General features: G+C 73.8%; 9 protein-coding genes. 2 read left to right on the top strand and 7 right to left on the bottom strand.

Features of this window, described 5'->3' with window-relative positions; genetic code table 11:
* Positions 1-103 precede the first annotated feature (103 nt).
* Positions 104-2,134, top strand: a complete 2,031-nt coding sequence (locus AB0G08_RS18130) for a hypothetical protein (RefSeq protein WP_358088959.1) — start codon at positions 104-106, stop codon at positions 2,132-2,134.
* A 227-nt stretch (positions 2,135-2,361) separates the two neighbouring features.
* On the opposite strand, the gene AB0G08_RS18125 is transcribed toward AB0G08_RS18130, so the two are convergent.
* From AB0G08_RS18125 to AB0G08_RS18100, 6 genes are all read right to left on the bottom strand, one after another.
* Positions 2,362-4,350, bottom strand: a complete 1,989-nt coding sequence (locus tag AB0G08_RS18125; RefSeq protein WP_358088956.1) for a hypothetical protein — start codon at positions 4,348-4,350, stop codon at positions 2,362-2,364.
* Entirely contained in the window at positions 4,347-5,501 is a 1,155-nt protein-coding gene (locus tag AB0G08_RS18120; RefSeq protein WP_358088954.1) for a 5'-methylthioadenosine/S-adenosylhomocysteine nucleosidase, read from the bottom strand. The genes AB0G08_RS18125 and AB0G08_RS18120 overlap by 4 nt, the downstream gene beginning before the upstream one ends.
* Positions 5,498-6,232, bottom strand: coding sequence for an NUDIX domain-containing protein (locus AB0G08_RS18115; protein ID WP_358088951.1), 735 nt, complete (start codon positions 6,230-6,232; stop codon positions 5,498-5,500). Before AB0G08_RS18115 ends, AB0G08_RS18120 begins: the two co-directional genes overlap by 4 nt.
* A gap of 120 nt (positions 6,233-6,352) precedes the next feature.
* A complete protein-coding gene (locus AB0G08_RS18110) occupies positions 6,353-7,345 on the bottom strand; it encodes a hypothetical protein (protein WP_358088948.1) in 993 nt (330 codons plus the stop codon).
* Entirely contained in the window at positions 7,342-8,712 is a 1,371-nt protein-coding gene (locus AB0G08_RS18105; RefSeq protein WP_358088945.1) for a hypothetical protein, read from the bottom strand. The genes AB0G08_RS18110 and AB0G08_RS18105 overlap by 4 nt, the downstream gene beginning before the upstream one ends.
* Complete coding sequence (locus AB0G08_RS18100; protein ID WP_358088943.1) at positions 8,709-9,014, bottom strand: DUF6403 family protein; 306 nt, start codon at positions 9,012-9,014, stop codon at positions 8,709-8,711. The genes AB0G08_RS18105 and AB0G08_RS18100 overlap by 4 nt, the downstream gene beginning before the upstream one ends.
* 156 nt (positions 9,015-9,170) lie before the next feature.
* On the opposite strand from AB0G08_RS18100, the gene AB0G08_RS18095 reads away from it, so the two are divergent.
* Positions 9,171-9,965 (top strand): class I SAM-dependent methyltransferase, encoded by a 795-nt coding sequence (locus tag AB0G08_RS18095; RefSeq protein ID WP_358088940.1) that lies wholly within the window; start codon positions 9,171-9,173, stop codon positions 9,963-9,965.
* A 158-nt stretch (positions 9,966-10,123) separates the two neighbouring features.
* On the opposite strand, the gene AB0G08_RS18090 is transcribed toward AB0G08_RS18095, so the two are convergent.
* The gene (locus tag AB0G08_RS18090) at positions 10,124-12,235 is read right to left on the bottom strand and encodes a DUF4153 domain-containing protein (protein WP_358088937.1); all 2,112 of its coding nucleotides are present in this window, start codon (positions 12,233-12,235) and stop codon (positions 10,124-10,126) included.
* Positions 12,236-12,396: the final 161 nt, after the last annotated feature.

Genomic DNA, 12,396 nt, shown 5'->3' with positions numbered 1-12,396 from the left:
GTCGCTTTCATCAAGCGGGCCGGGACTGCACGGCCGTCGCTGATCTCCCCTGCCCGCGTCCGACCCCTCGGGCCTGCCACCCCCCCCTCCAGGAGGACCCTCCGTGCCCATCGCCGTGCAGAGTTCCTACACCGCCACCAATAGCCGCCACCAGGACGTGGAGCCCGTGCAGCTCGACTTCGCCGCCGTACGCGAAGAGCTTCTTCCGCTTCCCACCGCAGCGGACGGCTACGAGACCGTGATGATGCTCGGCACGACCGGGGCAGGCAAGACGACCGTGGTGCGGCAGCTCCTCGGCACCGATCCGGAGACCGAGCGCTTTCCGTCCACGTCGACGGCGAAGACGACCGTCGCCGACACGGAGCTGATCACCAGCACGGACCGCACGTACCGCGCCGCCGTGACGTTCACGCCTCGCGGCGAGGTGATCGACTACCTGAGCGACAACGTGTCCGCCGCCGCGCTGGCCGCCTTCAACGGCAAGGGCGACGCCGAGGTCGTCCGGCAGCTCCTCGATCACGTCAACCAGCGGTTCCGTTTCAGCTACGTGTTGGGCCGCGCCACCGCGCCGGCCGCCAACGACCTCGTGGACGATGACGTCGACGATGAAGAAGAGGTCGACCCGACCGAGTACGGCCAGGTCGACATCGAGTTCACCCAGCAGGTGATCCAGAAGGCGGTGGGCTCGGTCCGGGCGATCGTACAGAGGTATGCCAGCGAAACCCGGGACGCGTTCGATCCCAGCGAGGAAGACGAACGGGTCGTCGCCGAATACATCGAGGAGAACCTCGACACCGAGTTGCGGCAGTCCGACGAGTTCCACGGCGTCGTCGACTCCCTGATCGACGAGATCGAGAAGCGTTTCTCCACGCTGGAGGTCGGCGACCTACGGCGCAACCGGCAGGACTGGCCGGTCAGCTGGTCGTGGAGCACCGACGACAGGGCGGCGTTCATCAAGAACGTCACCAGATTCTCCAGCAACTACGCCCCGCTGTTCGGTCGCCTGCTCACGCCGCTCGTCAACGGCATCCGGGTCAGTGGTCCGTTCGTACCGCAGTGGGCCGCGCAGCCTGCCAAGCTCGTCCTGGTCGACGGTGAAGGTCTCGGCCACACCCCGAAGTCGGTTGCCACCCTCTCGACCCGAGTAGCCCTGCAGCTCGAGAAAGTCGACGCTGTGCTTCTGGTCGACAACGCGGCGCAGCCGATGCAGGCGGCCCCGGTAGCGGCGCTGAAGGGCATCGCCGTTTCGGGCAACGCCATGAAGCTGCACTTCCTCTTCACCCACTTCGACCAGGTCAAGGGCGACAACCTGCCGACATTCTCCGCCCGGGAGGAACACGTCCTGGCCTCCGTGGAGAACGTGCTCAAGGCGATCGGCGACGACCTCGGCCCAGCCGCCGAGCGCATCCTGCGTCGCCGCCTCGACTGCGCACGCTTCTTCGTCGGCGGGATCCACAAGCCGCTCAACGCCAAGAAGAAGATGGGCGGACGGTCGATCCAAGAGCTCCAACGGTTGATCGATGCCCTGGCCCACCCGGAGCAGGCCGTCGAAGCCGGCCCCAGCCGGCCCGTCTACGACCGGATGCATCTCTCCCTCGCGGTGACCGAGGCGGCGAAGAACTTCCACCTGCGGTGGCGGGGACTGCTCGGGTTCGACTTCAACCCGGACGCGCGGAAGGAGCACTGGACCCGCGTCAAGGCGTTGAGCCGCCGCCTGGCGGAAGGGTGGGTGGACGAATACGACAACCTCAAGCCGGTCGCCGATCTCCGCTATGCGCTGCAAGCGCAGGTGTATCTCATGCTGCAGCGGCCGGTGCGCTGGGACAGGGGCCAGCCGAGCGACGACGAGAGGCAGACGATCATCGACGAGGTCTCGAATGCCGTGACCGGGGAGTTGATCGATCTGGCCCGGCGTAGGCTGCAGCACGAAGTGCAGCGCGGCTGGCAGACGGCCTACAACCAGAGCGGTAAGGGATCCACGGTCGTCCGCGCCCGCATCATCGCCTCCGACATCTACGGCAAGGCTGCCCCGGTGCCGACCGCCAGCGCATCGCCGGACCAGAACCGCTTCCTCAAGGACGTCGCCGAGATCGTTTCGGAGGTGGCCCAGGAATTCGACATTGTGCTGGAGTGAGGAAGCCGAGCGACGATCCGTTCCGACGCCCTGAGTCGGCGGCACGTGTCCCGATGGTCGCTTCCGCCGCCGCCCTGGTTCCGGGCCCGCGAGGCGGTCCGGATCCGAGGGACTCTGGTCCGTACCGGCAGGTACGGGGCGCATCGCGCCCCCGTACCTGCCGGAAGGGCCCGCGTCGGGTGCGCGACGCGGTCGTACGGCCGGCACAGCCGCCAGCGGCGCCGGGGTCACCCGATCAGGCCGGCCACGGTCGCCGTCACCTCGGAGAGCCGCTCGTCGGCCCGTCGGCGCTGGTGCCTGATCCACTGCTTCCCCTCGGCCGCGATCCCCTCCAGGACGTTGAGGGTGTGCAGCAGGCCCGAGGCGTCCAGCGCGACCCGGGACAGCGCCCCCGGATCCTCGCCCGGCTGGATCCCGTCGGTGCTCGACTCGGTCACCCGGACGCGGATCGGCGCGCCGTTGACCAGGGTCAGCTCGAACGTCTGCTGCTGGGTCGCCACGCCGTCGATGCGTACGGCGGCGACGGTGTCGAAGCGGTAGTTGAGCCGTTGGGTGCCGTGGGCCACGCCCTCCTCGAAGTCGAGGTCGATGTTCACCTGGCGCACCCCGTCGTCGGTCAACAGGAAGAGCAGCAGCCGGTACCTCGAGTAGCGCCACGGCCCCCGGTGCACCCGGGCCCGCTTGTACGACCCGGCGGGCGCCTCGATGAAGGCGTGCGCGATCACCTGACTGGGCCGGAGCCGGTAGTGCCGCATCGCCTCGTCGACGAGGATCCTGCGGTCGCACTCCAGCCAGGAGGCCATCTCCGCGTCGGACGGCTTGCGGGACAGCTTCTGCTGCCAGCGCTCGTACGCGGCCTGGCGCTCCGCCAACTCCTGCGCCCGCTCCGCCTCCTCGGCCGGCACGCGTCGACGCTCGGCGACGATGCGGAACCACGCCCGCGCCCCGAACACGGCGGACACCACCGCGAGCAGCACCGACGCCGTGCCGCCCAGTGGCGCGGTCAGCGCGGCGGCCGGAGCCACCCAGAGCGCCCCGGCGACGACGGCGGCCAGCCCGACCGCCCACAGGGCGATGCTCGGCCACGGGGTGCGCAGCCCGGCCCGGTGGGCCGCCAGGGTGTCGTTCTCCCACCGCTGTCGCACGTCGCCGACCAGGTGACGGACCAGCCAGGCGATCTCGCCCGCGTCGACCCGCTGCTCGCGGTAGATCTCGACGAGTTCGTCGCGCAGGTGCCTCCGGATGCCCGCGGTCTGGGCGAGCCAGTGGGACCGGCCCGTGTCCCTGGGCACGTAGCGCCCGAAGTAGGTGTCGAAGAGCCGGTCCACCTTGCGGGCGAAGCCGCCGCCCGGCGGCTTCGCCCGCCGCTGCGTCGGTGGGGCGGACGCCGCCTCCTTCAGCCGCCGCCGCTCCCGCCGGAAGTGCCGGTCCGCGCCACCCACCATGAAGGCGGCGACTCCCGCGGCGGCCACGAGGTAGGCGAGCACCGGGGCCAGCTCGCCGCGTTGCAGCAGCAGCCGCGCGACGTTGCCGGCGGCGAGGGCGAAGGCCGCCGTGGCGGCGAGGGCACGCAGCCACTCGCCCGCCGGGATCACGGCCGGCTGGACGGGACGGACCCTCGGCGGCGCGGGGGAGGGGTGGAAGAAGAGCCGGACCCGGTTCTTCCGGTCGCCGGCCTTCTGCCCCGCCCTGGCCCGATCGACCGAGCGGTGCCACAGCTGGTCCTCCACCGGGCCTTCGAGCAGCACCCCGAGGTGGTCGAGGATCTTGTCGCGCTGGCGCGGCCTGAGCTCGTCGAGTTCCTTCAGGATCAACTCGGTGTCGGCGGTGTTCAGCGAGCTGAGCAGCCGCAGGACCGACCGCAGGCCGACCGTCCACTCGCCCCGGCCGTGCACCCGGGTGATGCGGCCGCAGATGGCGGAGAGCGTGGTGAGGTCCTCGCTGCCCAACTGGCGCAGGGTGCGTCCGCTCAGCAGGGCGAGCAGCCAGTGGAAGCGCACCTCGTCGGTCTCGTACCCGCGCGCGACGGCCTCCTCGATCAGCTCGCGGGCCCTGGCCGGCATCCGGGCGTCGAGGTACTTCACGCCGGTGCGGAACCTCTCCTTCGGGGAGGCGTCCGGCGGCAGCTGGTAGTAGACGTCGCCGTGGATCGCCTGGGCCTGGACCCCGACGTGGGCGTCGCCCTGCGCGACGTTGGTCGTCGTCGGCGTCGTCACGACAGTCCCTTCGCCACGGCTATGATCGCGGCCAGCCTGGCGGCCAGCTCCGTCACGTCGGCCACCAGGCCGCGCAGCCTCCGCAGCGACACCATCAGGGCGCTGCGGCCCTGCGGTGTCTCGTCCTCGAGGCAGTCGCCGGCCGTCTCCAGCTCCGTCTCCGCCGCCGCGTGGGTGGCCTCGTCCAACTGGCCGTCGTGGTGGGCCCGTTCGATCAGGCCGCGAAGCTCGCCGATGGCCGTCGCGAGGTCGGCCGGCGGCTCCGGCTCCCGGCCCACGGTGACGTTGCCGTGGATCTGCCCGGCCTGGACGCCCACCCGGGCGTTGCCGCTGGCGACGTTCTTGTTGGTCATGCCCATCTGCGCCTGCCTGTCCCTCTCCGCCGTCTCCCGTTGACCGGCCGCGCCGTCGGCGACCAGTTCCTGCGCCAGCGCCGTCGCGAACGCGGCCGCGTGGGCCACCGCCCGTGGCTGCCAGTTCTCCCCGTCCGTGGCCGTCTTGGTGCCGTCGGCCCGGTCGCTGACACCCCGCACCACGACCACGGGCAGCGCACGGTTGAGGTGACCCGCCTGCGCGACGCCGGCGGCCTCCATCTCGATGGCCACGGCGTCGTTGTAGTGCTGCCGCACCCACCGGGCCTGCGCGGAGACCGCAGAATCCTGCACGATCTCGCCCGCCGCGATCGGCGCGAAGTGGACCCGGGGCGCGGCGTCCCCGGGCCGGCCCTGGAACCACTCGCCGCTGCGCGCCAGGTGTTGCGCGATCTGGCCCGCGCCGTGCGAGATCTCCCATGCCCTCGGCCGGGCCTTGAGGCCGTCGTCCTCACTCGTGCCGCCGTGGTAGGCGTAGACCTGGGACGCCACCACCACGTCCCCCAGCCGGATGCTCGGCCAGAGGGCCCCGGCGACGCCGACGAAGATCACTGCGGCGGGGGAGAACTCGGCCATGGCGCGCTCGGCCAGCACCGCCGCGGGGTGGTTGCCCTTGCCCACCAGGCCCAGCGCCACCCGGCAGCCGTTGCCGCCGAGCCGGCCGACCTCGAAGCGGGTGCCGGCGGGATGCCGGTGCACCCGCAGGTCGGTCAGCCTGCCGCGGACCGCGTCGTACTCCAGGTTCAGGGCCGTGAGAATAACGACGAGACTGCTGTTCATGCCTTCGCCGGCTCCTTGTCTGCCGGACCCGTCGGTCGGGTCATGGGGGGATGCAGCGCCTCGCGCGGCCCTGGCCGGAACAGCCGTGCGGGGCGACCGGTGTCCGTCCTCCTCGTCGTGCCGGCGGGCACGATGAAGCCGTCGACGCTCTGGACCTTGCGGTAGAAGTTCCGGGGATCGAGGCGGACGCCCCAGACCGCCTCGTAGACGTCCTGCAACTCGGAGATGGTGAACGTCGGAGCGCAGAACGCGGTCGCCAGCGCCGAGTGCTCCAGCTTGGCGCGGGCGCGCTCGACGCCGTCCGCGACGATCCGGCGGTGGTCGAAGGCGAGCCGGGCTCCGGCCGACAGGACCCGGTCGGTGGGGGTCCAGCACGCGCCGGAGGCGTCGGTGCCGGCGGTCGGCTCGGGCAACCGGGGCGCGACGGCCAGGTAGGCCACGGAGACGACGCGGCCGCGCGGGTCGCGCCCCGGCGTGCCGTAGACGCCCAACTGTTCGAGGTGCAGCTGCTCCGCCGACAGGCCGGCCTCCTCGGCCAGCTCCCGGTGGGCCGCCGCCGGCAGGTCCTCCTGCGCGTGGTTCAGGAAGCCGCCGGGCAGGGCCAGGTCGCCCCGGTAGGGCTCCACGCCGCGCTCCACGAGCAGCACCTGGAGCCGGGACCCGCGCAGGGTGAGGATGACGAGGTCCACCGCGAGCAGGACGGTGGGCGGCACCCAACGATCGTCCGACATGGACCCACCCTAGACTTACTGTCAATGTGACAGGAAGGGCAGTCAGGTGTGGGCTTTCGGCAGGATCCGACGCGCGACGGCGCGCAGCCCGCGCCGCCCCGCCCGCCGTCGACCGTGCCGTCAGTCGCCGGAGGGCGGGACGCTGCCGCTCCGGGCGGACCTGGGGCGGGCCCCGTCCCCGGCCGGCGGCCCGGTGATCGTCGACGCCCGCCGGCTCAGCTCGTCGACGCGGTCGACGAGCCGGCGTACGGCGTCCTCGTCGTCCGCGTCCACCGCCGCGACGCGGTCGAGCAGCGCGGCGTAGTCCGACGTCAACGCCAGGTACCTCCTGCCGAACCCCTCCTCGGCGCCGCTGACGTAGGCCTGGCGCTCCGCCCAGGCGTACCGCTGGTCCAGGTCGATGATCTGCTGGGCCAGCACCGCGGCGGCGGCGCCGAGCGCGCTGCGGGCGTCGGCGTTCTCGTCGCGGCGGCGACGACGGGCATCGGCGAGCCGGCCCGCGCGGCGGCCGCCGACGTAGAGCACCGTCGCCCCGGCGACGACGGCGACGATCGCCGCGGACGCGAGCAGGAAGCGGGGCAGCGACGGGCTGATCGTCCGCGCGCCGTCCGGAACGGTGCCGGCCTTCACCAGCAGGTCGTAGTTGACGGTGACGACCTTCAGCGCCTCCAGAGGGCGGTCGGCGAAGGTGTCGACGCCCCGGCCGACGGTCATCTCCGCCACGGCCGCCCGACCGAAGTTCTCGTCGTCGCGCCCGGGCAGCAGCGCGCACCCGTAGGTGTCGTACTCGTTCCCGTCGCGGCTCATCACCAGCACGACCGTCCCGTCGGCGGCGCGCTCGACCTGGCGGCAACCCCGCCGCAGGTCCGCGCCCGGCTCCAGCAGCAGCACGACCAGCCTGCGGTTGCCGATCACCCGTTCGGCTGCGGCCCGGTCCAGGTCGACGCCCGGTGCGGCGTACACGGACGAGGCGCGGACCTGGCGGGCGATCGGGCCGTCCAGCGCCCCGCCGGTCCACAACGCCCAGCCGGCCAGCGCCAGACAGGCCAGCACGGCGACGCCGAAGGGCGTGCCGAACAGGTCGCCGAGCCATCGTCGTCCGGACCGTCTCACGACAACCTGCCCCGAAGGTAGAGATCCGGGCGGTAGCTGGCGATCCCCAGCGTCCGCGCGCCGTCGTCCAGCTCGTCGGCCGCCTCGTTCAGCAACGTACGCACGTGGCGGTCCGGCAGCCCCTCGTCCAGCGCGGCGCGGGCGGCCTGGAGCTTGACGACGCCCCGGGTCAGCGCCGGATCGCTGCGGGCGTCGGTGAGCAGCGACATCTCGACGGCGAGGGCGGTGAGACCGGCCAACCGGGCGGGCGTGCCACCCCGCACCGGGTCGCCGCGCCGGACCCCCACGCCGTCCGGCCGGCGCAGCGACCGGACCGAGAGGATCAGGAACGCCGCCACGCAGCCCGCGAAGAGCCACGGCAGGGCGGGCAGCGCCACCCGCAGCGGGTCGGTCGGCCGGTACGGCAGCGGGCGGTCGAACAGCCCCGAGTAACGCAGGTCGGTGACCCGGTTCAGGTATGCCGTCAGCACGTTGCCCTGGGGGTAGTCGTAGCGGCTCAGCCGGCCGCCGAACTGGCCGTAGAAACTCGCCCCGGCCAGCTCCGCGAAGTCGTCCGCCGCCGGGCCGTGGTACTCGATCCAGAGGCCGTACATCACGACGATCGGCGTGCCTGGGAACAGCTCGGCCAGCGCCGGCCCGTACCGGGGCACCGGCTCGCCGAACGGCTGCGCGGGCAGCGCCACGTAGCGGGCGCCGTCTGGAAAGGCGTTGCGCGCGACGTCGCCGGGGACGCCGGTCAGCGTGGCCCCGGCCCCGAGGTGCAGGCCCGTGGCCCGCAGGTCGGCGGCGACGGCGGCCAGCTCCCGGTCGGTCGGCGCACGCCAGCGCAGCTCGTCGTGCTCCGGCGGGTCGGGCGCGTCCCGCAGCGCGGCGATCAACGTCACCAGCGGGCCCGTCACGTCGGCGGTGGCGAACTGGGCCCGCCAGCCGGGCAGGGTGTCGGGCACGGCCTGGTAGATGCCGCCGCTGACCTCGGTGCCGATCACCCGGACGGTCGCGTTCTCCACGTCCCGCACCCGGTCGCGTTCGTCCCCGTCGAGCCCGGGCGGCGCGACCAGGATGCGGACGGCGTCGTCACCGGCGGCCTCGCGGACCCGCTGCTCGTTCCAGCGCGCGGTCGCGCCGGGGAGCCGCACCACGGGATCGGCGGCCACCAGCGCCGTCATCTCGGTCACCGAGGGCACGCTCGCGTCGCTCAGCTCACCGGCCGAGCCCTCCTCGAGCTTCGCCGTGGCGGCCGGCGACCGGCCGTAGCTGACGTCGACGCTCTGCCGCTGGGCGAGCAGGAAGACCACCAGGACGACCACGGCGATGCCGAGGAGCGCCCAGCGCAGCAGGTCGCGGCCGTGGTGCCGGCGGGCGGTCACTGGTGCGTCCGCCACAACCGGTCGGCCTCGCGCGCGTGCTCCGCCGCCGCCCGGGCCGCGGACGCCCCGCCGCGCGCGGCGGCGATCGACTCGGCCCGGGCCAGCAGCCGCTCGGCCGCCGGCACCCGGGCCGCCGCCGCGTCCCGGCTGACGGCCGCGCTGTCGATGGCCGCGCGGGCGGCGGACCAGGCGGTCCGGTGCTCCAGCCCCCGCGCCCGCCACCTGGGCAGCAGGGTCGTGGCGAAGCCCGCGCCCACCAGCAGGACGCCGCCGACCAACCAGATCAGGAGGGTGTGGGACATGCGCTCCAACCATCGGACGAGGGGTACGGGGGTGCTCGGCGGCTGTCGGGCGGGCTCGGGGGTACGACCGAGTCTGGCTGATCGAGTCGAACCACTGCGGACCGCCCCTGGCCTGCCGCCCTGCCCGCCACGGCGCGTACGTCGTATGGTCTGCGCATGGCGCACCCGGTCTGGGCGGACGGCAATGCCTACGAGGCGTACGTGGGCCGGTGGAGCCGCCCCGTCGCGAGGGAGTTCCTGCACTGGCTGGCCGTGCCGCCGGGCCGGCGCTGGCTGGACGTGGGCTGCGGCACGGGCGCGCTCACGTCGACCGTGCTGGCGCTGGCCGACCCGGCGTACGTCGCGGGCGTCGACCGTTCGCCGGGCTTCGTGGCGTACGCCCGCGCGGCGGTCGGCGACGCGCGGGCGGCCTTCCAGGTCGGCGACGCCCGGGCGCTGCCGCTGCCCGACCGCTGCGTCGACGTCGTCGTCAGCGGCCTGGCGGTCAACTTCGTGCCCGAGCCGGCGCGCGCCGTCGCCGAGTTCGCCCGGGTCACCCGGCCGGGTGGGGTGGCCGCCGCCTACGTCTGGGACTACGCCGGGGGCATGGCGCTGCTGCGTCACTTCTGGGACGCCGCCGCCCTGCTCGACCCGGCCGTGGCCAAACGGAACGAGGGCCGCCGGTTCGCGGTGTGCGACCCGGAGTCCCTGCGCGGGCTGTGGACCGACGCGGGTCTGACGGCGGTGTCGGTCCGGCCCGTCGACGTGCCCACGGTGTTCGCGGGCTTCGACGACTACTGGACCCCGTTCCTGGGCGGACAGGGTCCCGCCCCGACGTACGTCGCGTCCCTGACCGCGCCGGATCGCGCCCGCCTGCGCGACCTGCTGTCGGCCCGGCTGCCCGTGGCGCCGGACGGGTCGGTCCGGCTCACCGCCCGGGCCTGGGCGGTCCGGGGCACGGCGCCGGCCTGAGAATCGGCCGGGTTCGCGCTGCCCGTCGCCAGGATGCCGGCTGGCGGCACGTCACCCGCGACCAGTGGGACCGTTGGCCCGGCTGCTCCGGACCGCGCCGGCCGACCACCTCGGCTGAGCACCCGCCGTCCCCGGTCGACCCGGGGACGGCGGGCCCGTCACCGGCGGCGCTTCGGCAGGTCGAACTGGTCGGCGGCCCGGCAGTCGCGCGGGCCGCCGATGGCGCCCGGTCCGACCCGGTCGAGCGCCGCGCGCGCCCGGACCCGGCCGAGGTTCCAGGCGTACCAGGGGTCCGGCTCCTCGAGGTCGTCCGCGATCCAGCTCAGCGTGCAGCGGCGCACCGGGTCGGGCAGGCCGGTCAGGGCCGGCGTCGCGTCCGCCGAGAGCGCCCGCAGGTACCAGGCGTCGATCTTCCCCGTCTGCTCGTACCGGGCGATGTTGCGGCGGGCGGCGTAGTCCTCCGGGTTGAGCACGGCCAGGCCCAGCAGCATCACCACGGCGAGCGCCACCGTCGTGCCGGGGATCCAGGCCCCGCGCCAGCGGAGCCCGGCCACCAGGATCATCAGGAACACGGTGCCGAGCAGCAGCTCGAACGCCATCACGAAGAGCCGCTCGCCGGTGAAGCTGTAGACCTTCTGGTACGTGTACATCCTCGACAGCGCCGACACCACGATGACGAAGCTGAGCACGCTGAGCAGGCCCAGCAGGACCCGCAGCAGGTGGCGCTCGACGGCCCGTTCCCGTCGCGCCCAGCGGGCCACCCCGCCGAGCACCGCCAGCGTCAGCATGGTGACGACGACGAGCTGCCAGAACCCGCTGCGCGCGTACTCGGCGTAGCTGAGACCGGCGGTGCGCAGCACGTGTCGCTGCCCGCCGAACAGGACGGTGAACTGCACCGCCACGAAGCCGCCGAACAGCAGCGTGAGCGCGCTGATGACCGGCGCCCACTCCACGACGCCGAAGCGGCGCGTGCCGGGCCGGTCCACGGTCGACAGGTCGGGTGGCGCGGCCAACGTGTAGACGGCGGCGACGGCGCAGAGCCCGCCCACGGCGGCGAGGAAGACCCAGCGGAACACCGTGCCGACGTTGACCTCGGGAATCACCTCGCCGAGCACCACGGAGAAGGCGCCGTCGGCCGAGGACAGGAGCGCGCCGAAGACGATCAGCGCGGCGAGGGTGGCCGCGGCCGACCCGACGACGCGACGGGCCAGACCCGGGTTCGCCGGGGCGCGCAGGTGACCGCGCACCCACGGCAGCCCGCGCAACGCCGCGAACGGGGCTGCCACCAGGCTGAACAGGATCGATCGGATGAGCCGGCCGCCCACGATCGCGAGGGTCGCGCAGCCGAGCGCGCCGAGCACGCAGAACGTCACCAGCCACCAGGCGTTGCGGAAGGCCAGGACCGCCAGCAGCGCCAGCGCCGCCGCCGCCCACCCGGCGCGGATCCGCCGCTCGGCGCGCGGCAGTTCCGCGCCCGTCCGCCGGACCGCGAGGACCACCGCGACGGTCAGGGCGAGCCAGCCGAGGAACCAGCCGATGCCGGTGCGGGTGAGCGGTACGAAGAACGCCAGCCCCAGCGCTCCGGCGAGGACCGCGGCCGGTACGGCCCGGTCCTGGGCGGGCTTCGGCCCCGGCCAACGCGTGTCGAGGAACGACGGCGGGGGCGGGGTCGGCTGGTAGCCGCGGTACGGCATCGGCGCGCCGCTCGGCACCTCGATCCGGTAGGGCGCCGGGTGTGGGGCGGCGGCCGGTGGCGGTGCGGTGGTGGTGGCCGGCGCGGTGGTCGGGCGCGGCGGCGCGCCCGGCGCCGGGCCTGCGGCCTCCGGTGCCGGCTCGACCGCAGGCGGCGGGCCCTTCGTGTCGGCGGTGGCCGTCGTGGTCTCGCCATCCCCGCCGTCCACCTGCCTCGGCACGACCGGGCGGCTGTCGGGGCCCGTGGGCGCCGGGCCGGCGACGGTCGAATGGGTGTCCGGGTCTGCCGGCGTGGGGGCGGCGACCGTCGGGTGGGTGTCCGTCACGGTTGGGGTCGGCGCGGTGGCCGGCACCAACGGGATGAACACGGCGTATCCGCGCGTGCCCGCCGGGATGCTGACCGGGATCGCCCAGGCGGGCGCGCCCTCCGTGCCGGGCCACACCATGGCGGGCGGCGCCCCGTCGACGGGTGGCATGACGAGCAGGTACGGCGTCGCGGTCCCGGGGTTCTCACCGTCGGGGTTCGCGGACGTGCCGACGGGCTCCGGGGATCCCGGCACCGGTGGCGGCTGGGTCACGAGACCCTCCTCGATCGAATGGTCCGCACACTGTACGGCCGACCCCTGTGCCTTCGCCGCCCGGTGAACGCCGAACGCGGCAGCGAAGCGGGCAGCCTCGAAAGAGCTGCGACGACGGCCGGGCGGCCGTGAGGCAGCCCGTGACACAGTTGGTTCGAATA

Source organism: Micromonospora sp. NPDC023644 (assembly GCF_040640115.1).
Classification (GTDB): Bacteria; Actinomycetota; Actinomycetes; order Mycobacteriales; family Micromonosporaceae; genus Micromonospora.
The sequence above is the reverse complement of the archived record's forward strand: the minus strand, read 5'-3'. Positions and strand labels throughout refer to the sequence as shown.